This window comes from Sphingobacterium sp. NGMCC 1.201703 (assembly GCF_047784615.1).
In the GTDB taxonomy this organism is placed as follows: Bacteria; Bacteroidota; Bacteroidia; order Sphingobacteriales; family Sphingobacteriaceae; genus Sphingobacterium.
Genome location: NZ_JBLOHD010000005.1, coordinates 617,456 through 638,392, shown reverse-complemented (window position 1 = coordinate 638,392; position 20,937 = coordinate 617,456). Strand labels below are relative to the sequence as shown.

Here is a 20,937-nt window from a genome sequence, read left to right as displayed (position 1 = left end):
TAGGTCGGTGCCTTTTTTTACACGGAAGCCCTTGCTGGAAACAGTCAAGGGCTTCTTTCGTTTACATACTTTTGCTGCTGCTTCTCTGCGGGCAGCCAACAGGGCTGGATGGGGCGTCCCCCACAGTCACATTATTCCTGCAACAGGATTATTAGACAATCGTTTAGGAGCAAGGGCAACAGGAGCCGTAAAACCAACAAAACCGTAGCGGCAATAACTGTAAAAGTAATAGTTATAGCAGCAAGGGTGATAGCAGTCGTAAAGCCAACAAAACGGTAGCGGCAATAGCTGTAGAAGCAATGGATGTAGCAGCAAGGGTAACAGCAAGGACACCAGCAGTCGCATCAGCAACAGCGGTCCCTCCGGAGTTTTGATGGTATAACAGGGTTTGACGATCTTTGCAGATGGCTATAGGATATTGCAGATGGTCTATCCCTTGCCAATACCTTGCTGTTGGGGATAGCGCGCTGCTCATGGCGGGTATTACTATTCCTAACTTTTTTATTCTGCTGTAATTACTGCCATCTTATCCGTGCTTACTAACCTAAGAATGTGACCTCGCTCAAATAAATTGTAGATAGGAATATATTAGAATACAATAAAATAGAATTGTTTTTTGAGCTTATGAGCCCTTTAGCGGATAGCTTATAAGGGATTAATAGTGAGGGGAAGAGTCTTATTGAAAGTAACATTTTTTGCGGGCGATCCGAATAAACCCTTCGGGCAAAGACGATAATTTCATTAATAGGCTAACGAAAAAGAGCCCGGCTTAAAAAACGGGCTCACTGCTGGTATCTAAAGATTAATCTTCATCTGTATAGAAATCAATTAAAGAAGAAATATAGGGATCTTCCCAGCCTTCGGCAATATTTTCGTAATCTTCATCCGGGATATTGGTTTGCCTAACCTCTAATGAAGTCCCTTTTTTATGCTCATGCAACTTTAGTGTAACAATTGAAGGCTTGTCAGTTTCACCGAAATACCACTCCTGTACAATTTTTGAAGAAGGCACTAGTTCCAAGAATCGACCTGTAATTGCTCCATCCCACAAGGAAAATTCACCGTTAACTGATGCATCTATCGATACAACATCGCCGGTCCACAGACGGGCCGTAATTTCGGTTGTTAGGGCGAGATAGAGTTGTTCCGGTGTCGCCGGGATAATAGCGTATTTCTTGAGATCTTTCATAATACAAATTTACTCTTTCCTGTAATTTACGACTTATTTTGACTTCATTTTTATTTGTATTAATTTTAGCACAAACTATAGGACACATGAGTAATTTTCTGCCAAATTCATTAGTGAAAAAACTGGGTGTAAACCCTCTATTCGATACCGCTGCATTTATAAGTGTACATGAAGAGGCTAAGCGGGCAACGGCTATACGGTTAAACCCGCGAAAATTAAAAGAATGTCCGTTTTCGGATAACAGATTGGTCCCCTGGTGTGAAGGTGCCTTTTATCTCAACGAACGTCCGATATTCACGCTCGATCCCCTATTTCACGGGGGGGGCTATTATTCGCAGGACGCGTCTTCGATGTTTATAGATCACATTATCCGTAAATTGGAATTAGACACTAAGCCAGTTTATGCTTTGGATCTGTGTGCAGCTCCTGGAGGCAAGTCTACTTTGTTAAATAGTAGCTTGCATCCCGAAAGTCTACTTGTCGCCAATGAGATCATCAAGACGCGTGTAAATATCCTACAGGATAATCTAACCAAATGGGGTAATGCAAATACAGTGGTCACAAATAACGATCCCTCAGCGTTTCACCGATTACCAGGGTATTTTGATGTTATGGTCGTGGACGCACCCTGCTCTGGATCAGGAATGTTTAGAAAGGATGCAGATGCAATAGATGAGTGGTCGGAAGCTAATGTTAAACTTTGTAGCGAAAGGCAACAACGAATATTGGCAGAAAGTATCGCTACATTGAAAAAAGGGGGATACCTTCTTTACTCAACCTGTTCCTATTCTGAAGAAGAAAATGAGGATATAGCAGATTGGTTGATAGGTACTGGAGATTTTGAATCTATAGAAATTGCCATTGATGATAGCTGGGGCATTGAGTATACAAAATCTGTGGAGCATGTTGCACATGGATACCGATTTTATCCGCATAAATTAAGTGGAGAAGGTTTTTTTATCACTGTTTTAAAAAAAATAACTGAACAATCCACATTTAATAGAAAGCGGATAAAGCCCGAGAAATCGGATGTGCCGAAGGGAATTCTGGATGCTTGGATAGTAAACCACGAGGGATTTTTCCCATTTATCCACCACGAAGATGTCTATATATTTCCAAATGTATATGAAAATGATTTGAAGTACCTGCAGAATGTACTCTATCTTAAGAATGCGGGAATCAATATAGGGAAACTTAATCGAAAAGAACTTATTCCAAGCCATGCTTTGGCTTTAAGTAATGTTCTGGATCCTGATTTTCAAAATGTGGAACTTTCCCTTGAGGAAGCTCAAAACTATCTTAGAAAAGAAAATGTAATACTAGAGAATATTCCTGTTGACATGAAAGGTTGGACACTGGCGAAATATAAAGGCTTGTCATTAGGCTGGATAAAGGTCTTACCCAATAGGATCAATAATTATTATCCTAAGGAGCTAAGAATCGTAAATCTCTAAGAGGTTGGAGACATGATATACTTCTTCGGATTCCCGGAGTACGTTATTTCTTCGAGGGGATATGTTGTAAAATGATCGAACAGATATCTTTTGCGACATCTTCCTTCGATTTCAAGGGGAACACCGTACTTTCGCCTGAACGATTGATAATTGTAACTTTATTGGTATCAGTAGCAAACCCGGCGCCTTGATCCTGCATGGAGTTCAGAACGATAAAATCGAGATTCTTTCGAACTAATTTGTCTTTTGCATTTTCGAGCTCGTTGTTGGTCTCTAAAGCAAATCCGATCAGTAATTGCTCGTTCTTCTTTTTTGCCCCCAAAGTGGCGAGAATATCCGTTGTTTTCTTTAAAGCAATCGAAAATTCATTCTCTTTCTTCTTGATCTTCTGAGCGGCAACTTCGATAGGCGTATAGTCCGCAACGGCAGCACTCATGACAATTATGGATGCATCAGCAAAATGTCTTTCGCAGGCTTGAAGCATCTCGGCAGCAGAGGTGACAGGAACAACAGCTATTTGCTCAGGTTTCGGTAATGCGGTAGGTCCCGAAATTAAAGTAACATCCGCACCGAGCTCTTTTAATTGTTGGGCAATAGCATAACCCATCTTTCCACTGGAATGATTTCCAATAAAGCGGACGGGATCTATAGCCTCATACGTAGGGCCAGCAGAAACGAGGGCCTTTTGCCCTGTTAAGGGAAGTTTCCGACTAGAAAAATCTGCTAGGAAGCGAAAAAGCTCTTCTGGCTCGGCCAACCGTCCTTCGCCGATCAGCCCACTGGCTAACTCTCCTTTTTCAGGTGGGATAATGATATTACCATAAGCAGCAAGCTTAGCAATATTTGATTGGGTGGATGGATGTTTCCACATATCTAAGTCCATTGCTGGAGCAAAGAAAACAGGACATTTTGCGGATAAATATACGGCCATCAGCAAATTATCACAATGCCCATTTGCCATTTTGGCAATGGTATTTGCTGTTGCCGGAGCTACGAGGATATAATCTGCATTTAAAGCAATTTCTACATGGTTATTCCATTCGCCTGTTCCTGGTTGATAATAATCAATCAAAACAGGATTTTTAGAAAGTGTAGAAAGCGTAAGTGGGGTAATGAACGCTGTGGCGTCCGCTGACATAATCACTTGAACATGGGCATCTGCTTTCACAAGCAGACGAATTAGACTTGCAATTTTGTATGCGGCGATACTACCGCATACAGCAATTACAATATTTTTCCCAGCTAAAGCCATCGTTAATCTTTGGAATTAGTCTTGCTCTTTCGAAGGATTTCTGTAGTACACTTTATCGTGTAAAAACTCGTCGATTGCTACCAAAGTAGGTTTTGGCATGCGTTCGTAGTGTTTAGAAATCTCTATCTGTTCGCGGTTTTCGAATACCTCTTCCAAGTTATCGTTATTGCTTGCGAATTCAGCAAGTTTTCCATTTAGTTCTTCTTTAATATCTACTGCAATTTGATTCGCGCGTTTAGAGATAACTACAATGGATTCATAGATATTGTCAGTTCCTTTGTCCAATTGTCTTAAGTCACGTGTAACTGTAGAATTTGGAATTGAATTGTTATTTTTTTGACTCATCTTTTTGGGTATTTTCTTTTTCTTTTTTCGCCTTTTGTTCTTTTATGTAAGCTTCTTGCTCAGCAAGTGCTTTGTTATATTCTTTCATGTGAGAAACGGCTGTCTTAATTCCTTTTTCGGAATCCCGACGGATAGATTCCGCCTCTTTTATATGTTTGCTATTGGGATAGTTGCTTGCAAAGCTACGATAATAGTCCAATGTCTCATCATATCTGCTTTCCTGTTTTTGCAGAATACTTTTCGAAGCAAATATGTATTGCGCCTTTAAGGTCAGGAATTCAATCTCCTCGGCATATTTTGTGTCAGGGTATTCTTTCAGTACATTTTGTAAAGCAATTACTGCAGCTCTATAATCATCATTCAGACCCATATCATAATAGAGCCTAGCATTGGCAAAAGCCTTGAGCTCTAGTTTGTCTCTTAACTTCTGAATGAGGTCTGCTGCTTCTTTGGAGCGTTCAGATTCTGGATAGAGATTGACAAAAAGCTGTAGGGCATCGATTGCCTTCTTGGTATTTGCCTGGTCCAAAGTGGAGCGGGGAGAATCCAAATAGTAACAGTAGGCATGCATAAAACGACATTCTTCCGCTCGCTGACTGTTCGGATAAACATCTGCAAAGTCCTTAAAGTGATATGCCGCTGAAGTGTAATCTTTCAGACGGTAATTGGCAAAAGCCAAATAGTAGTAGATATTTTCTGCTTCAGCCTGTCCGCGGAATTTTGTCCGCAAGTCATCAAACAAAACTAACGCCTTTGTATATTTCTTTTTCTCATACAGCTTTACGGCCTCTTCATACTTTTGAGCGATATTATTGCTTGCGCGCAATTTCTCAAATTTACTTTTGCAGCCAGTAAACACCAATAGAAACATCATGCCGGCACAGATAGCCGCTATACGCCTATTTAAAAACATTTTACAAAGATAAGTGAATTTGTTATACTAATCAATTAAATTTTACTGCGCAATATAGTTTAATAATTATTTGATCCCAAAAACAACATTTTTTATTAACATTCTTTAACTCGTTGGATATAATCTGGGGGCAGTATTGTCATGGACTTGTTGTTTTTCCCCGACGTAAGTAGTGGAAAAATATAGATTTTAAAATATTTGATTATCTTTACATATACAATCATTGAATTTAATAAAGAGTATGACTTTAAAAGAAAAAGTGGAGCAAGCATTGGATACCTTGAGACCTTATTTGGAGACTGATGGCGGAAATGTGAGTGTTGAAGAGATTACAGCAGATAATGTCGTGCGATTAAAACTATTGGGCGCATGCGCTTCCTGTTCAATGAGCATCATGACTTTTAAAGCGGGATTGGAACAGGCTATTAAAAAAGCGGTACCAGAGGTCACAGCGGTAGAAGCAATTAACCTTACTGATCCAGACTCTCCTGATGCCACCTTGCCGTCGGCAAATTAGTTTATCTATTAACACAATTTAACGGCCAACTCCTGCTGCTTTTGTGTAAATTTGTTCTATGAAGTTGCTGATTCCTATATTATTAGTTTTATCTGTATTTTTTGATCCTTCGGCTTTAAGGGCGCAAGAACGGAAGATCATTCAATATTCTGGTATTGTAACTACTGTGGGGTCGGGCCTTCCTGTTGGTTATGCTACAGTAACTAATTTATCTTTTCGTAACGAGTCCGTCGCGGCAAATAATGAAGGTTATTTTTCCTTCGTAGCCCATGTGGGTGACACACTCCGTTTTTCCTCAGTAGGATTCGATCCACTTATTGTAACTGTACCCGAAGTCGCAGGGGATAAATACACGGCGAGTATCGTCATGCAAAATTTGGTGACTGAGTTACCAATGGTGACACCATATCCTTGGGCAAGTATTGAGGAATTTAATATTGCATTTATGAATTTAGATGTATCTGATGATCATATCGTACGGGCAAGAAAAACATTATCCTATGAGTCTTTGTCTGCAATGGCTGCTGTAGTTCCTCGCGATGGCAACGAAATGCGTTCAATCAATAACGCCCAAAGCTTCAATACGATGAATAACAAAGTCATCAACCAAAGGTATGCCAACCCGCTATTAAATCCTTTTGCCTGGGGAAGTTTAATACAACAAATAACAAAGGGGAGTCAAAGCCGTTCCAAAAGTTCCCGCTATTAGTCTGTAGTTTTGAGCTTGTCAAGTTCTTTTACACTTAGTTTTGCTGAGAAATAAGAAACTAATCCCGAAATACCCGTGACAGTGATAAACACCAAGACATAGTCGCTCCATCGACTGAGCATAGGGTAACTATCCAAAATAGCATTTGCACCCTCTTCAACGCGTATGATGCCATAGGTGGACTGAATATAATTGAATATAGCGCCTATTAATAAGCCCAAAATACAACCAATAATTGCAATCATTAACCCTTCGTAAAAGAAAATACGCTGAATTAAACTATTGTTGCCGCCCAAGCTTTTTAGGACTGTCATATCTTTTTGTTTATCTAATACTAACATCGTTAATGAGCCCACAATGTTAAAAATGGCGATGACACTGATCAATGTTAAAATAAAAAATACAACCCACCTCTCTACACGTACGTTTCTATACAAGGTCGGATTTTGTTCTTCCCGATTTTTAACTAGATAATCTGCGCCTAATTTTTTTTGTAGGTCCTGTTCAAATAACTTGATGTCAGTGCCTGCTTTAAGATAGAATTCAATAGCAGACACCCGATCATATTCACCTAGAACTTCTTTGGCAAATGAAATTGGCGTAATAACTAAATTATCGAAATCCTGTTGGTATCTGAGCACCCCTCCCGGACTGATAGATCGAATATTAAATTCCTCAGCGGGATTTGAGGTATTTTTTACGCCTTTTCTTGGTGAATATACTTGAATAAGGTCGCGTGCGTTTTGCATCGAGATACCGAGATTAGCCTGAACACTTGCACCTAATATCGTTAGATTAGTTGAGTCACGTAAGAGTTGATATACCCCGTCTACGAGGATACTATCGCCCATACTCTTATTCAATGATCCTGGCTCGATTCCTTTGATGGTTGAAATATACTGTCGGTTCCCATATTGAAGCAATACCTTCTCTTCGAGTACTTCTGTATAATGGATAACATTTGGATTTCTTCTCAATTCATCAAAGACCGGCTTATTAGCGGCGAATAACTTCCCTTTTTGAGGCTCTATTTTAAGTTCTGGAGCGAATTTGCTGTACATGGATATAATAAGCTCCTCCATACCATTGAAGGAGGATAATAGTATGATTAATGCGGCACTGCTTACCATAACACCTATCACACTAATTGAGGAGATAATATTAATCGCGTTGACCGATTTTTTTGAAAATAGGTATCTTTTGGCAAATAGAAAAGGCAAGTTCATATTTATCCTTGTATAAATGGATTGGAATTCTTTTCAAAGCCTATTGTTGTTGACGGGCCGTGACCGGGGTAGACAAGTGTATCATCGGGTAGCGTATAAAGTCTTTTTTTAATATTATCTAAAAGCTGCTGATGATTTCCTCCTGGTAGGTCAGTACGGCCAATACTATTGCGAAAGAGAACATCGCCGCCAATTAGAAACTTTTGTGCGGTACTATAGAAACAGATGTGAGCGGGAGAATGGCCCGGTGCTAATATCACTTCCAGTTCATCATTGTCTATTTGTATTTTATCTCCATCTTTTAGAAATACTTCTCCAATAGGGGAGATATCATAACGAAACCCCATTTGTGGGGCATAATTCTGAACAGCAACCAATGTAGATAGTTCTCCTTCGTGAAATTGAGGAAGCAGACCAAACTTTTCATGAATAAAATAATTGCCCAAGACATGATCGATGTGGCAATGTGTATTCAATAGTAATTTTGGAGTAAGATTATGGAGATCGACAAAAGTTAAAAACTCTGTCTGCTCTTTTTCCCCATACATCCCCGGATCAATAATTAAGGCATTTCCCTGTTCGTTATACAACAGATAGGTGTTTTCTTGGTAGGGATTGAAAGTGAATGTTCTGATCGTTAACATAAGGTAAATTTACATTTTTAATTGCTCTCTAGCTAGAGAAAGACTAGCTATTCCAAATTTCCCAATTCTTCTCTGCCTGGAGTAGTAACATTTCGTACCCATTTTTAGTTCGTGCTCCTTTTTCTTTGCCTTTCTTTAAAAATGTGGTCTCTTCGGGATTATAGATAAGATCGTAGAATAAGTGCTTAGCGGTGATATGTTCGTAGGGAAGAGCTGGTGACTCTGGTATGTTGGGAAATGTTCCTACAGGTGAACAATTAATAATTACCGAGTATTCTGCCAAGATCGACGCATTTATTTCATCATAAGTGAAATTGTCGGTTTGCTTAGTTCGGCTGACGAGTGTGTGTTGGATACCTAATTTATCTAAAACATAAATGACGGCTTTTGCTGCACCTCCATTTCCAAGTACCAGCGCCTTTTTGTCATGTACTTCTAAAAGCGGTTTCAGTGATTCTTCAAATCCATATGCGTCAGTGTTGTAACCTTTAAGGTATGGCGTGCCTTCTGCTGAATGCATAATGCGGATACAGTTTACAGCCTGTATTGCTTTAGCCTCATCTGATAGTTCGTTCAAATAATCCATGACTTCTATTTTGTATGGAATGGTCACATTCACTCCATAAAAGTCTTTGTTCGTAAATATAGACGGAAAATCTGAGATACGTTCAATCGGATATAAATCATAATCTATGTGTTGAATATTTTCTTTTTGAAATTTCTCTAAATAATATTTCTTGGAAAAGGAATGTCCTAGCGGAAATCCTATAAGACCTAGTTTTTTCATTGAATGGTTTAATGCTTCTTTGGACGGTAAGGGATGCTTAATCTAATTGAATTGTATTTTATCCCCTCAGGCCGATCCCTAAGGAGATAAAATGCTTTTAACCTTAATTTTTGGGTTTTGTATATTTTTTGACAATTTCAGTGATAATCTGGTTTCCCTGCAATTGAGGGAGGTAATCAAAGAGAATGTAGTGTTTTTCAGGATTCGTCGCCAAGCCTAGTTCCAAAAAATTTAAAGCCTCATTGTATTGACCATTTGCAAAAAGATAGGCCACAACACGATAGTATAGCTCTGCGGCTTCAGGGTTCTGCGTAATCGCATCGGACATAACATCGATGGCTGCATCAATTTTACTTTGCTCAAATAAGATCGAAGAATAATCGAGCCAGGCATCGATATCGGATGGATTTAATGCAACTACTTTTTTATAAGCTTCTTCAGCTTGATCAATTTGCTGTAGCTTGTATCGGGCATCTGCGATGGCAAACCAATAATCAGGGTTTGTATCTTCTAGCTCCAATGCCTTTTTATAAAAATGAAGTGCCTCAAAATACCGTTCTTCAAAATCCAAGGTAACTCCGATTCCAAACCATGCATCTGCGAGTTCGGCGTCTAACTTGACGGCTTTTTTATAGTAGTTTCGAGCTTCTTCCATTTGCTCAAGCTTCTCGTAACACTCACCGATAGCACAATAGGTATCTGCACTGGGTTGTTCGTATTCGAAGGTTTGTTTGTATACATCCAACGCCTCCTGATAACGGTCTAAGTTAACCAAGGCGTTTCCTTTGTTAAAATAAGCAGAAGAGAAGTCCTCTTTAATTAATATGGCATAGTCATATGCATCCAAAGCCTCTTCGAATTTGCTGATTTTATGATAGGAGTTACCCAGATTATACCAAGCGTAATACGAATAGGGGTCTGAGTCAATATATTTTTTATAGAAGGATATACTTTCTTCCTGTCTATCAAGTACATCATAACAATAGGCTAGCTCATAGAGTGCTTCCTGATAGTCCATATTGAGCTCCAGTGCTTTTTTTAAATAGACAATGGCTTTGTCGTAGTTCATCTGCGCCTGAAAAATCATGGCAATATGAAAATAAACCTCATCTTTATTGTCTAATAAAGGTAATGCTTTGAATAATTGATCTAGGGCTTCATCAAATTGTCCGATGCTTCCTAAGATACCGCCTCTAATTAGAAATATATCACCTTCTGAAGCTTCCAGTAATTCAGCTTTGTCCAAGGCCGCCAATGCGTTCTGATACTGTTGAATTGTTGAAAACAACTGAGCTTGTTTCAGCAAAAAGGTAATATCAAAGGGATGTTGGCTTATCGCAAATTCAGTTACCTGTAAAGCTTTGACGGGATCATTTTTTTCAGCGTAGTAGTCTATTATTCCTTCGAAAGCTTTGGAATCAAAAAAATACTGATCCTCGTTTCGAAGCATTTCCTCATATCTGTCCACCGAGATTTTTCTTTCTTCGGGGTTTTCAAATTCAAAATCCTCTTCCATTCTCAAAAAATTAAAATCAGTATTCTTTCTTTAAATCAAAATACTAATTTCTTATCTAATTTGCTTGATTAAATTTTCCACAAATTGGATATCATCCACAAAGTTAAGGATAAATACCGTCAAAATAAAAAAGCCGGCTCTAGAGCCGGCTTTTAATATAATGGTATAAATTATATACGATTATTTTTTGATCTCAACACGACGGTTTTGAACACGACCTTCTTCAGTTGAGTTAGATGCAACTGGATTAGCCTCTCCGTAACCGTTAGCAGTGATGCTTGATGCAGAAACACCAGCATTTACCAAGTATTGTTTTACAGAGTTAGCACGGTCTTTAGACAAAGTCATGTTGTAAGCCTCTGTACCTTCTGCAGATGCATAACCATCTAAAGTAACAGTCGAGTTGTTGTCACGTACTTCTTTAGCCAATTTATCTAAAGTTGAGTAAGAAGAAGTTTTCAACACTGAGCTATCAAATTCAAATTGAATTGGAGCGTAGTAACCGTTAGAAGTAAGGTTCTCAGCAACTGGCTCTGGGAATTTGATAGGACATCCTGAACCATCTACTGGAGTACCAGCAGGAGTACCAGGGCATTTGTCAAATTTGTCAGATACACCGTCACCATCAGCATCAGCGCTTAATGTATTAACTGTACCTTCTAAAGTGCTTACACGTTGTTTTAATGCTTCAACTTCGTTTCTCAATGAAGGATCTTTCAATTCATCATACATTGTAGCAACTGGGTTAGCAAAAGTCAAGTTTTGTTTGTCTTTTGAACCTAAAGTGAACTCTAAACCACCGTATACATTAGCAAAACGTTGTTTAGTGCTTTTATTTCTACCTGGTCCGTACAACAATGCTTCATCAGTGAAGTTCATTGTGTAACCTAAGTTCAAGGCAACAACTTCAGATAATTTGAATTTAGCACCAACACCTACAGGAACGTACATACCTAAACGGTAATCTCTGTCTCCTTTGTATTCGCGGTCACCGAAGATATCTTCACCAACTTTACCTTTGTTGTTGTAAACTTCTTTACCAGTGAAATCGTTGTTCGCAAATTGAACTGGGTTGTAAGCCATTGTACCGATACCCACTTTTGCATAGAAGTTAACTGCGTTTTCTCTTCTTAAGAAGTCGATTGTACCCAATTGGAATACACCATTTAAGCTAGCAGCCCAGTTAACATCTGTTTGTGCAGATTTAGCACCACCAACATTTTCTGCGGCAGGACCTGAAACATCATGGTTGTAAGTTTTGATCTTACCACGGTTAGCTTCAACTTCTAAACCGAAAAGGTGAGAGAATTGTTTACGTACTGTTAAACCATAGTACTCACCAACTTTGTTTTGGAAGTAACCTACTTTTTGACCAAAGTTATTGTTACCACCAATTAAAGCATTAGGCGTAGTGATACCACCTTGAACACCGATAGACCAAGTTCTGTATTGTGATCTACCACCGAATACTTGTTGAGCTTGTGCTGTATCAGCGAAACCTAAAGCGGCAACTAATGTAGCAGCAACAGCTGTTTTTTTAATTGTAGAATAGTTCATACTCTTGTTTTTAAGGTTATTATTAATTTTAATTGTTTTCAAATGTTATTATCTATATTTAATATCTGGAACAGTACAATTGCCGTGCCAAAGTCTTAAAATTATGTTAAATTTTTAAATTTCTGATATTTCGTACTAAATTAAGTATTTAATGTGAAACAACAAAACAAAAATCCGCTACGAAAGTAGCAAATTTTTGTTTTGTTTCAATAGCTTTAAGAAAAAAATTAAGAAATTCTTTCTAAAGTAAATAATGTACGATAACTAATGATAGTCCTCCAAGAATGGCGGACACGGGTATAGTCAACACCCAAGCCCATAATAAACTGATAGTTACCCCCCAACGTACTGCTGAAACGCGTTTTACTACGCCGACACCTATAATGGATCCTGTAATGGTATGGGTTGTTGATGCAGGAATTCCGAAATGTTCTGTAATTCCTAAAGTTACAGCACCTGCGGATTCCGCACAGACACCTTCCAATGGGGTCACTTTGGTAATCTTAGTTCCCATTGTTTTAACAATTTTCCAGCCTCCACTCATTGTTCCTGCTGCAATAGCTGCATAACAAGTTAAGGGAATCCACTCTGGCATATGTTCCGTATTTTGCATATAACCGCCGGCAACCATTGCCACTAGGATAATACCCATTACCTTTTGTGCGTCATTACCACCGTGCGCAAAACTTAAGCCTGCAGATGAAACTAACTGTAATACTTTAAACCATTTCTCAGCTACACTGGGGCGAGAGTTTTTCGCCAGATTAATCACAATAAGTGTAATGATGATAGAAATAGTCATACCGATGATTGGCGCCAGAACGATAAAAGCAATAATTTTTAAAGTTGCATCTATATTGATGGCATGGATTGGATCCGCACCAAGAATAAACGCATAAGCCATTCCTGATCCCGCAAAACCACCGATTAAGGTATGTGATGAACTTGAGGGTACTCCATAGTACCAAGTGAACAAGTTCCAGCCGATGGCTGCGAGCAGTCCCGCAAAGATAACCTCGAGGGTAATATATTCTTCCAATACCGTTTTGGCAATGGTGTTGGCTACTTTGTGATCTGTAAAGTAGAAATAAGCAGCAAAGTTGAATATGGCAGCCCATAATACAGCCATTGCTGGTGTGAGAACTTTTGTTGATACAATTGTCGCAATAGAGTTGGCAGCATCATGGAATCCATTGATGTAGTCAAATGCAATTGCTAAGACAATCACAACAACGAGTAATGTTGACATCATAATCTCGTAGAATTTTTATGTACTTATGATCGAATGATTATGCGTTTTTAACTAGAATACTTTCTAATACATTGGCAACATCCTCGCATTTGTCTGTTGCATCTTCCATTGCAGATAATACTTCTTTATGTTTGATCAATGCAACAGCGTCTTTTTCAAACTCAAAAAGATCAGCTACTGCTTTGTCAAAAATATAGTCTGCTTTGTTTTCCACACTGTTAATACGTACACATGAATCCGTAATATTACGTATGTTCTTTAAGTCACGAAGTTCGTGGATTGCTTTGGAGACATGCTCTGTAGCTTCTACCAATAGATCTGCGATTTCTATCATTGGCTCTGTTGCTTTCTCCAATTTATATAGATCCATTCTGTTGGCAGCACCGTGAATAAAATCTGCTACATCGTCCAATGAACTTGCTAGAGAGTGTATATCTTCGCGGTCAAAAGGTGTAATGAAGTTTTTACCTAATTCCAGGTGAATCTGGTGTGTGATGTTGTCGCCTTTGTGCTCCAGGTCTTCCATCTTGCGTGTGAACTCTTTCTTCTTCTCTGGATTGTTTGAGTTTACAATATCTTTTAACAATTGAGACATTTCAATCAAATTGTTGCCTGCTTGTTCAAACAAAGGGAAGAATTTTTTGTCCTTTGGAACGAAGTACTGAAAAATGCTATTTAAAGACATATCTTAAATTTATTTTTGCAAAAATAATACCCTAATGTTAAGTTAATGTTAACATTGGTTTTGTTTAAACACAAAAATGTCATCAATTGTTTAGTCTCCGGTCTGAACTTTTTGCAAAGTAAAGCCAAAAGTAGTCCCAATGCCCTCTGTGCTGCGTACATTTACGTTTTGTTGATGGGCTTCAATAATATGTTTTACAATAGCGAGACCTAAACCAGATCCGCCAATATCCCTTGACCTACTTTTATCCGTTCGAAAGAATCGCTCAAATACACGACTGAGGTTTTTTTCTTCAATTCCGTAACCGTCGTCGGTGATCTCTATAAGCACCTGTTCAAAAAGTGGAAAAATTTTTATTTTCGTTGTTCCGCCGGTTTTGCCGTATTTGAGCGAATTGTCTATCAAATTATAGAGTACCTGATGTATTTTGTTACGATCTGCTTTAACCCAATGGGGCGTGCCCGTTTTGGGTTTGAACTCGATCTTAATATTGTGTTGTTTGGCTTTGTCCTCCAATGAGTATGCCGTATCTTTGATCAGATCTACAATGTCAAATTTTTCAATGTTCAATACCATTTTACCTGATTCCAGTTTGGATATTTCATCTAAATCTTGAATGAGGTAATTCAATCTATCAAGGTTTCGCGCAGCTTTGTCTAAGAAATTCTTTGCCATCTCCATGTCTTCTTCTATTAGCCCATCTTGTAATGTCTCGATGTAGCCCTGCGTGGCAAAGAGGGGGGTTTTGAATTCATGGGATATATTGGAAAGAAACTCCCGGCGGAACTTTTCCTGAGATTTTAATTGTTCAATTTCATTTTTTTTATCTTTTGCCCAAGCTTTTACGTCGTTTTCAGCGTCTGTAATAGGGTCTTCACTGACATGTTCGCCAATCGCATCCTTAAGATCTTTGCCAAGTTTCAGGTTATGAATCAATTTGTACATGGTATTGAGACGGCGATAGATGTATTTCTCGAACAGGTAATTGAATAGAAGAAAACAGATGACCAGCGCCACGAAAAAGATAATTAACGCGGTCTGTAAATCATGTTTATAATAATAGCTAATGGTGGATATTGCAATGCCAACACCAGCTGAGTTTGCCAATAATAATTGTCTAAAATTCATTTGCTGAATAAAAAAGGCCCCTAATTGGGGCCTAAGTTACTTATAATGATATTAATAAATTGTTAAAATTTTCCGATAATAGTCTTGGCTCCGGTCACCTTGTCGCCAATGTTCACGTTGATTTCTGTTCCTAAAGGTAAGAATAGATCCACACGCGAACCAAATTTGATAAACCCGAACTCGTCGCCTTGAGCCACCTGATCATTTTCTTTTACGTACCAAACGATGCGACGAGCCAATGCACCGGCTATCTGACGGAAAAGAACTTCTCTTCCTTCTTTGTCTTTCACAACTACTGTCGTTCTTTCGTTATCTGTAGAGGATTTCGGATGCCAGGCAACCAAGAATTTTCCGGGATGGTATTTGAAAAATGTGACCAAGCCACTGATGGGGTTTCGGTTCACATGCACATTGACAGGGGACATAAAAATCGAGACCTGTATCCTTCTGTCATGAAAATATTCGTTTTCTTCCGTTTCCTCGATCACAACAACTTTTCCGTCCGCGGGGCATAATATGGTGCCATCTTGTGGAATGACCACTTTCTTAGGGCTTCTAAAAAATTGGACAACGGTAATGAACAGGAATGCTGAAAGGGCATAAATAAACCATTTGACATACTGTGGCGCATCATAATAATCCGCGACGGCATTGATGATAAAAATAAAAAGTACAGCAATCGCTAATGTGGTATATCCTTCTTTATGGAATTTCATATCTATTTATTTCTGCAAAGATAATTATTTACTCGAATTGTCTATTTGTCTTTCGATTTTAATTGAATGCGTATAAACTTTTCCATCGCTTCCCGTGGCGATACTTCCGGAAACTCTAATCCTATCGTCCTGTGGTTGATCTTGTTTGTAGGTAGGAAAATAAAAATCTATACTTTTAGCAATGCGATTCAAAATCGCCTGATCATTCTCATTATCGGAGTTTACATTCAATTTAAGACTTCGCAAATTGGCCAAGCCTGTTTTTTTGACTTCAACTTCATAGGAGAAATTGAGTTGAGTTGCAACTTCGAACCCGCTTTTATTGATTCTATCGGTAAATCGTTTAGCAAGGAACGCATAGAAGTTTGAAAAGTCATCAAAGCTGCAGGATTTGCTGTTTAATAATTCGGCTCGGATAAAATAATCGTAGGGTAAGACACTTAATGTCTGAAAATCTTCGCTAGGAAGTTCCCCATCATCATCGTAAGTAGCAACGATTTTTCCATCAACAAAGCGTTGTGTCATCGCGTAAATTGGCTGCTGTCCAACGTTGTAAAAATAAGTGTTCCAATTTCCTTGTGGTCTACCGCCTTTTACTTTTCCTTTGCGCATGTAAAAATCATAGCCAAATTCGGTAAATCCTTCGAATGGAATAGCAAATTCATAGTTTCCCTCACCGTTGACAACCTCTTGTTTTCCCCGGTTATCCCAATAATCTTTAATGAAATAACCATAATCTCCATAGGTAACGGTTAATAGCGGTTTACCATCTGGGTAATAATATTTCCAATCGCCAATGGGATAATTATCTTTAAAATTGATCTCCCATTTCAAAACGCCATTCGGATGAAAAGCCTGAAAAAGGCCTTCTTTTTTTCCATCCTTATAATTGCCAACCAGCATACGGCCACCATTGGGCGCAAAGTCACGGAATTCCCCATCAAAAATCTGTTTTGTGAAATCAAATTTGCTAACACGTTCAATTGATTTGAATTCGCAGTCTTTTGCTGCCAGATAATAATATTTATCAAAATGGAAACGAATCAATCCCTGATCTAATTTTTCGTAAAATACAGGTTTACCTTCTTGTGCTTGACTAATCGTAAAGCAGTAGGAGGATAAGAACAATAATAGATAAATGATTTTTTTAGTCATAACAAAAATTAATGTGCCTCAAGCCAATTTTTACCTTCTCCGATTTCTACAACCAATGGGACTGTGGTTTTTATGGCATTTGTCATTTTGTCCAGAATAATAGCTTTGAATGCTTCGATTTCTTGTTTGGGAACATCGAATACGAGCTCATCGTGAACTTGCATAATCATCTTGCCTTGGAGTTTCTGTTGTTCGATCTCTTTTTGTATTGCAATCATGGCAATCTTAATCAGATCTGCTGCGGATCCTTGAATTGGTGCATTGATCGCATTTCGTTCAGCAAATCCACGAACGGTCATGTTCGCGGAATTTATATCTCTTAAATAACGTCTACGTTTTAGAATTGTTTCAACGTAGCCCTTCTCCTTCGCAGATTCAACTGCGTCGCTCATATACTTCTTTATACCGGTATACTGGTTGAAGTATTCATTGATGATGTCAGCAGCTTCTTTACGTGAGATACCTAAATTTTGAGATAATCCAAAGGCGGATTGACCATAAATAATACCAAAGTTTACTGCTTTTGCGTTGCGACGCTGTTCGGATGTCACCTCCTCAAAAGCTATATTATAAACTTTTGCAGCTGTGGCGCGATGAATATCATGCCCCTGATTAAAGGCTTCAAGCATATTTTGGTCTTTGCTCAACTCTGCGATCAAGCGTAATTCGATCTGTGAATAATCGGCGGATAAGATCACATGATCCTCCGAACGCGGTATAAACGCTTTCCGCACTTCCCGGCCCCTTTCCGTACGGATCGGGATGTTTTGTAGATTGGGATTTGTGGAGCTCAAACGTCCCGTTGCGGCGACAGCTTGATTGTAGGATGTATGGATCAGACCGGTTTCTGGATTAATCAATTCAGGCAATGAATCGACATAAGTAGATTTCAATTTCTGTAATTGCCTAAAATTTAAAATATCCTGAACAATATCTGATTTATGCGCCAGCGCCAATAAAACATCTTCACCGGTTTTATACTGTCCTGTTTTTGTTTTCTTTGCTTTCGGATCCAGTTGTAATTTGTCGAATAGGACTTCTCCTAACTGTTTTGGGGAGGCAATATTAAAGTTCACTCCGGCTTTTTCAAATATCGCATGCTCTAGATCCTTGATGTCCTGTTCCAAGGTTTTCGAAAATTCGGCAAGAGCAGTGACATCCACTTTTACGCCATTGCGTTCTATTTCCGCGAGCACGTATACAAGTGGGAATTCCACATCCTGAGCCAATTTTAAGGTGTCCGTTTCTACCAAAAGGGGATGAAAAATGTTTTTGAGCTGCAAAGTAATGTCCGCATCTTCCGCTGCATATTCTTTGATTTTTTCGAAATCAACATCCCGCATATTTCCTTGTTTTTTCCCTTTTTCTCCGATGAGTTCGGTAATGGAGACTGGCGTGTAATTCAGGTAATTCTCTGCAAGTACATCCATGCCATGACGTGTATCCGGGTCAATGAGGTAATGCGCTAGCATAGTATCGAATAAGGTTCCTTGTACCTTAACACCATATCGTGCTAAAAGAAGGATATCGTACTTGATATTTTGGCCTATCTTTTCAATTGTTGGATTTTCTAATACAGGTTTAAAGATATCGACGATGCGTTGTGCCTCTTCCCGATCTGCCGGTGTAGGAATGTAGTATGCTTTTCCTGTTTCAAACGAAAAAGAAAGTCCAACGATATCGGCAAGATTAGCATCTAATCCCGTTGTTTCAGTATCGAAGCAAAAGCTTTCTTTGGTGGCGAGCTCTTGCGCAAGCCTTTCCTGTTCGTCTGTTGTTTCTACTAGTTTGTAGTCGTGCGTTGTATTATGGATATTATTCACAGGGGTATTGTCGCTGGAAATTTCGATTGTAATATCCGTTGTTGTAATCGTGGTTTGTGCAGCAAATAAATCCATTTGTCCGCCTGCAGGTGCATTTTTTTCAAGAATGGAGAAATCCTCTCCAAAAACTCTTTTCCCTAATGTCCTAAATTCCAATTCTGCAAACAGCGGTTCGAGAATGTTTTTATTCGGCTCCTCGAGTTCAAGTGCTTTTTCATCTAGCTCAATCGGCACGTCCAATAGAATTGTTGCTAATTTTTTTGAGATCAGTCCCTGTTCGGCGAAATTTTCAACATTTTCACGCATTTTCCCTTTGAGCTGAGCTGCATTGGCGATAATTCCTTCGACTGATCCAAATTCCTGAACGAGTTTCTTTGCGGTCTTTTCTCCAATGCCAGGGATTCCCGGGATATTATCTACGGCATCACCCCATAATCCCAAAATGTCAATGACTTGGCACACATCTTTCACCTCCCATTTTTCGAGAATTTCTTGGACGCCCTGTACTTCTGCGCCATTGCCCATACGTGCGGGTTTGTAGATGAAAATATTTTCAGAGACAAGCTGCCCAAAATCTTTATCCGGTGTCATACAGTAGACCTGGAAGTTTTCCTGTTCTGCTTTTTTTGCCAACGTGCCAATGATATCATCCGCCTCATAGCCATCCATGGTGATAATCGGGATATTGAATCCTTCAATCAGGCGATAGATATAGGGAATGGAGGCCGAGAGATCTTCGGGCATTTTTTCACGATGGGCCTTATAGGCTTCAAATTCAATATGGCGTGCTGTGGGGGCCGCTGTGTCGAACACTACTGCTATATGAGAAGGTTGCTGATTTTTCAATACCTCTAATAGTGTATTGGTAAATCCCATGATTGCCCCGGTATTCAAGCCTGTAGAGGTGATTCGTGGGGTCTTGCTCAATGCAAAGTATGCTCTATATATCAGAGCCATTCCATCTAAAAGAAATAGTTTTTTCACAAAATTGAATTTTAGTCTTCTTACAAAGGTAAGAAATTCATCAAACGGTAAGTTTAATAAATTTTTCCGATTTTTGCGCTATGACACATTTAATGCAACAGATTCTATGAGAGGATTGGTAACAAAGTCCACAGGTAGTTGGTATCAGGTTTTGGGCGAAGATGGCGAAAGATATGATTGCCGGATTAAAGGAAAATTTCGCACCAAAGGAATTAAAACGACCAACCCGGTAGCTGTGGGCGATTGGGTGCATTTTGATCTGGAACCAGATCTCGAAAGTGCTGTCATTCGGGAGCTTGAGCCCCGCCGTAACTATATTATCCGAAAATCGGTGAACCTGTCCAAGCAAACGCAGATTATAGGAGCAAACTTAGATCAGGCTTTTTTGGTGGTTACTTTGGCTTCTCCGCCAACTTCTTTGGGCTTTATAGACCGCTTTTTGGTAACGACAGAAGCTTATGGAATACCAGCGGTACTTATTTTTAATAAACTCGATCTTTTCAGTGACGAAGGTTTGGAAATATTGGCGGACTATAAAACCATTTATGAGCGGATAGGCTATCCATGCTATGAAGTGTCAGCCTTGACAGGAAAGAATATTGATGTTGTGAAGGAGCTTCTTCAGGATAAAATTACATTAGTGTCAGGTCATTCGGGAGTCGGTAAATCCACTTTGATTAATGCTATTGTGCCTGAATATGGGTTGAAGACAGGGGAAATTTCGGATTGGTCAGATAAAGGTAAGCACACCACAACATTTGCGGAGATGTTTGATTTACCTTTCGGTGGTAAACTGATTGATACACCAGGTATTCGTGAGTTGGGGATTGTGGATATCGAAAAGCAAGAACTGTCCCATTTTTTTCCTGAGATGCGTGCGTTGATGAACCAATGCCGGTTTAATAACTGCCGGCATATCAATGAGCCTGGCTGCGTGATTATGGAAGCCGTTGAGGAGGGAGCGATTGAATCCTCCCGTTATGATAGTTATCTCAGTATGTATCATAATGAAGATAGCAGAGCTTAAATACAGGAAGGCTTCCACGAACGGAAGCCTTCCTGTATTTAAGCGCTAATAACGACTT

The 20,937-nt window shown here is 39.1% G+C and carries 21 protein-coding genes; 5 read left to right on the top strand and 16 right to left on the bottom strand.

Translation table 11 applies throughout. The features are described from left to right. Positions 1 to 208, top strand: a 208-nt coding sequence (locus ACK8HY_RS13620; RefSeq protein WP_416133909.1) for a hypothetical protein, incomplete at its 5' end; no start/stop codon positions are given. Positions 209 to 232: 24 nt separating this feature from the next. Here ACK8HY_RS13620 and ACK8HY_RS13615 read toward each other — a convergent pair. Together ACK8HY_RS13615 and ACK8HY_RS13610 are read right to left on the bottom strand one after the other, a co-directional pair. Beyond that, positions 233 to 475, bottom strand: coding sequence for a hypothetical protein (locus ACK8HY_RS13615; RefSeq protein WP_416133908.1), 243 nt, complete (start codon positions 473 to 475; stop codon positions 233 to 235). Positions 476 to 802: 327 nt separating this feature from the next. Continuing rightward, a complete protein-coding gene (locus ACK8HY_RS13610) occupies positions 803 to 1,189 on the bottom strand; it encodes an SRPBCC domain-containing protein (protein ID WP_416133907.1) in 387 nt (128 codons plus the stop codon). Positions 1,190 to 1,275: 86 nt separating this feature from the next. Here ACK8HY_RS13610 and ACK8HY_RS13605 point away from each other — a divergent pair, with 86 nt between their 5' ends. Then, complete coding sequence (locus ACK8HY_RS13605; protein ID WP_416133906.1) at positions 1,276 to 2,643, top strand: methyltransferase RsmF C-terminal domain-like protein; 1,368 nt, start codon at positions 1,276 to 1,278, stop codon at positions 2,641 to 2,643. Positions 2,644 to 2,686: 43 nt separating this feature from the next. On the opposite strand, the gene coaBC is transcribed toward ACK8HY_RS13605, so the two are convergent. The 3 genes from coaBC to ACK8HY_RS13590 are packed head-to-tail and all read right to left on the bottom strand — an operon-like array spanning position 2,687 to position 5,153. After that, a complete protein-coding gene (gene coaBC, locus ACK8HY_RS13600; protein WP_416133905.1) occupies positions 2,687 to 3,895 on the bottom strand; it encodes a bifunctional phosphopantothenoylcysteine decarboxylase/phosphopantothenate--cysteine ligase CoaBC in 1,209 nt (402 codons plus the stop codon). A gap of 15 nt (positions 3,896 to 3,910) precedes the next feature. Continuing rightward, positions 3,911 to 4,240: a DNA-directed RNA polymerase subunit omega gene (locus ACK8HY_RS13595; RefSeq protein ID WP_028070932.1), complete on the bottom strand. Its 330-nt coding sequence runs from the start codon at positions 4,238 to 4,240 to the stop codon at positions 3,911 to 3,913. Continuing rightward, positions 4,224 to 5,153: an outer membrane protein assembly factor BamD gene (locus tag ACK8HY_RS13590; RefSeq protein WP_077437356.1), complete on the bottom strand. Its 930-nt coding sequence runs from the start codon at positions 5,151 to 5,153 to the stop codon at positions 4,224 to 4,226. Before ACK8HY_RS13590 ends, ACK8HY_RS13595 begins: the two co-directional genes overlap by 17 nt. A 241-nt stretch (positions 5,154 to 5,394) precedes the next feature. On the opposite strand from ACK8HY_RS13590, the gene ACK8HY_RS13585 reads away from it, so the two are divergent. Together ACK8HY_RS13585 and ACK8HY_RS13580 are read left to right on the top strand one after the other, a co-directional pair. Then, positions 5,395 to 5,670: a NifU family protein gene (locus ACK8HY_RS13585; protein WP_028070934.1), complete on the top strand. Its 276-nt coding sequence runs from the start codon at positions 5,395 to 5,397 to the stop codon at positions 5,668 to 5,670. A 58-nt stretch (positions 5,671 to 5,728) separates the two neighbouring features. Beyond that, positions 5,729 to 6,379: a hypothetical protein gene (locus ACK8HY_RS13580; protein WP_416133904.1), complete on the top strand. Its 651-nt coding sequence runs from the start codon at positions 5,729 to 5,731 to the stop codon at positions 6,377 to 6,379. Here ACK8HY_RS13580 and ACK8HY_RS13575 read toward each other — a convergent pair. The 11 genes from ACK8HY_RS13575 to polA all read right to left on the bottom strand — a co-directional run bounded on the left by ACK8HY_RS13575 (position 6,376) and on the right by polA (position 19,852). Beyond that, positions 6,376 to 7,605 (bottom strand): FtsX-like permease family protein, encoded by a 1,230-nt coding sequence (locus ACK8HY_RS13575; RefSeq protein ID WP_416133903.1) that lies wholly within the window; start codon positions 7,603 to 7,605, stop codon positions 6,376 to 6,378. The two genes, ACK8HY_RS13580 and ACK8HY_RS13575, sit on opposite strands and share 4 nt — an antisense overlap. A gap of 2 nt (positions 7,606 to 7,607) precedes the next feature. Continuing rightward, positions 7,608 to 8,249 (bottom strand): MBL fold metallo-hydrolase, encoded by a 642-nt coding sequence (locus ACK8HY_RS13570; protein ID WP_416133902.1) that lies wholly within the window; start codon positions 8,247 to 8,249, stop codon positions 7,608 to 7,610. Between the two features lie 43 nt (positions 8,250 to 8,292). Then, positions 8,293 to 9,036, bottom strand: a complete 744-nt coding sequence (locus ACK8HY_RS13565) for a shikimate dehydrogenase family protein (protein ID WP_416133901.1) — start codon at positions 9,034 to 9,036, stop codon at positions 8,293 to 8,295. A 103-nt stretch (positions 9,037 to 9,139) separates the two neighbouring features. Further along, positions 9,140 to 10,552 carry a tetratricopeptide repeat protein gene (locus ACK8HY_RS13560; RefSeq protein ID WP_416133900.1) on the bottom strand — a complete coding sequence of 471 codons (1,413 nt, stop codon included), beginning with the start codon at positions 10,550 to 10,552 and terminating at the stop codon, positions 9,140 to 9,142. 180 nt (positions 10,553 to 10,732) lie between these two features. Further along, the gene (locus tag ACK8HY_RS13555; RefSeq protein WP_416133911.1) at positions 10,733 to 12,109 is read right to left on the bottom strand and encodes an OmpA family protein; all 1,377 of its coding nucleotides are present in this window, start codon (positions 12,107 to 12,109) and stop codon (positions 10,733 to 10,735) included. Between the two features lie 241 nt (positions 12,110 to 12,350). Next, positions 12,351 to 13,361, bottom strand: coding sequence for an inorganic phosphate transporter (locus ACK8HY_RS13550; RefSeq protein WP_077437349.1), 1,011 nt, complete (start codon positions 13,359 to 13,361; stop codon positions 12,351 to 12,353). Between the two features lie 37 nt (positions 13,362 to 13,398). Further along, on the bottom strand, positions 13,399 to 14,046 hold the full coding sequence (locus ACK8HY_RS13545; RefSeq protein WP_077437348.1) for a DUF47 domain-containing protein: 648 nt from the start codon (positions 14,044 to 14,046) through the stop codon (positions 13,399 to 13,401). A gap of 90 nt (positions 14,047 to 14,136) precedes the next feature. Continuing rightward, positions 14,137 to 15,174 carry a sensor histidine kinase gene (locus tag ACK8HY_RS13540; protein WP_077437347.1) on the bottom strand — a complete coding sequence of 346 codons (1,038 nt, stop codon included), beginning with the start codon at positions 15,172 to 15,174 and terminating at the stop codon, positions 14,137 to 14,139. A gap of 62 nt (positions 15,175 to 15,236) precedes the next feature. After that, positions 15,237 to 15,890, bottom strand: coding sequence for a phosphatidylserine decarboxylase family protein (locus ACK8HY_RS13535; RefSeq protein WP_077437346.1), 654 nt, complete (start codon positions 15,888 to 15,890; stop codon positions 15,237 to 15,239). 24 nt (positions 15,891 to 15,914) lie between these two features. Beyond that, positions 15,915 to 17,045, bottom strand: coding sequence for a toxin-antitoxin system YwqK family antitoxin (locus ACK8HY_RS13530; RefSeq protein ID WP_416133899.1), 1,131 nt, complete (start codon positions 17,043 to 17,045; stop codon positions 15,915 to 15,917). An 8-nt stretch (positions 17,046 to 17,053) separates the two neighbouring features. After that, positions 17,054 to 19,852 (bottom strand): DNA polymerase I, encoded by a 2,799-nt coding sequence (polA, locus tag ACK8HY_RS13525; protein ID WP_416133898.1) that lies wholly within the window; start codon positions 19,850 to 19,852, stop codon positions 17,054 to 17,056. A 106-nt stretch (positions 19,853 to 19,958) separates the two neighbouring features. Between polA and rsgA the strand changes: the two genes are divergently transcribed. Then, on the top strand, positions 19,959 to 20,879 hold the full coding sequence (gene rsgA / locus ACK8HY_RS13520; RefSeq protein ID WP_416133897.1) for a ribosome small subunit-dependent GTPase A: 921 nt from the start codon (positions 19,959 to 19,961) through the stop codon (positions 20,877 to 20,879). Positions 20,880 to 20,937 lie beyond the last annotated feature (58 nt).

Coding starts and splice junctions, on each gene's coding strand:
- ACK8HY_RS13530 (WP_416133899.1), bottom strand. CDS start 17,045: ATGACTAAAAAAATCATTTATCTATTATTGTTCTTATCCTCCTACTGC.
- ACK8HY_RS13590 (WP_077437356.1), bottom strand. CDS start 5,153: ATGTTTTTAAATAGGCGTATAGCGGCTATCTGTGCCGGCATGATGTTT.
- ACK8HY_RS13535 (WP_077437346.1), bottom strand. CDS start 15,890: ATGAAATTCCATAAAGAAGGATATACCACATTAGCGATTGCTGTACTT.
- ACK8HY_RS13580 (WP_416133904.1), top strand. CDS start 5,729: ATGAAGTTGCTGATTCCTATATTATTAGTTTTATCTGTATTTTTTGAT.
- ACK8HY_RS13605 (WP_416133906.1), top strand. CDS start 1,276: ATGAGTAATTTTCTGCCAAATTCATTAGTGAAAAAACTGGGTGTAAAC.
- ACK8HY_RS13555 (WP_416133911.1), bottom strand. CDS start 12,109: ATGAACTATTCTACAATTAAAAAAACAGCTGTTGCTGCTACATTAGTT.
- coaBC (WP_416133905.1), bottom strand. CDS start 3,895: ATGGCTTTAGCTGGGAAAAATATTGTAATTGCTGTATGCGGTAGTATC.
- ACK8HY_RS13585 (WP_028070934.1), top strand. CDS start 5,395: ATGACTTTAAAAGAAAAAGTGGAGCAAGCATTGGATACCTTGAGACCT.
- ACK8HY_RS13570 (WP_416133902.1), bottom strand. CDS start 8,249: ATGTTAACGATCAGAACATTCACTTTCAATCCCTACCAAGAAAACACC.
- rsgA (WP_416133897.1), top strand. CDS start 19,959: ATGAGAGGATTGGTAACAAAGTCCACAGGTAGTTGGTATCAGGTTTTG.
- ACK8HY_RS13595 (WP_028070932.1), bottom strand. CDS start 4,240: ATGAGTCAAAAAAATAACAATTCAATTCCAAATTCTACAGTTACACGT.
- ACK8HY_RS13610 (WP_416133907.1), bottom strand. CDS start 1,189: ATGAAAGATCTCAAGAAATACGCTATTATCCCGGCGACACCGGAACAA.
- ACK8HY_RS13560 (WP_416133900.1), bottom strand. CDS start 10,552: ATGGAAGAGGATTTTGAATTTGAAAACCCCGAAGAAAGAAAAATCTCG.
- ACK8HY_RS13540 (WP_077437347.1), bottom strand. CDS start 15,174: ATGAATTTTAGACAATTATTATTGGCAAACTCAGCTGGTGTTGGCATT.
- ACK8HY_RS13550 (WP_077437349.1), bottom strand. CDS start 13,361: ATGATGTCAACATTACTCGTTGTTGTGATTGTCTTAGCAATTGCATTT.
- ACK8HY_RS13565 (WP_416133901.1), bottom strand. CDS start 9,036: ATGAAAAAACTAGGTCTTATAGGATTTCCGCTAGGACATTCCTTTTCC.
- ACK8HY_RS13575 (WP_416133903.1), bottom strand. CDS start 7,605: ATGAACTTGCCTTTTCTATTTGCCAAAAGATACCTATTTTCAAAAAAA.
- ACK8HY_RS13545 (WP_077437348.1), bottom strand. CDS start 14,046: ATGTCTTTAAATAGCATTTTTCAGTACTTCGTTCCAAAGGACAAAAAA.
- ACK8HY_RS13615 (WP_416133908.1), bottom strand. CDS start 475: ATGAGCAGCGCGCTATCCCCAACAGCAAGGTATTGGCAAGGGATAGAC.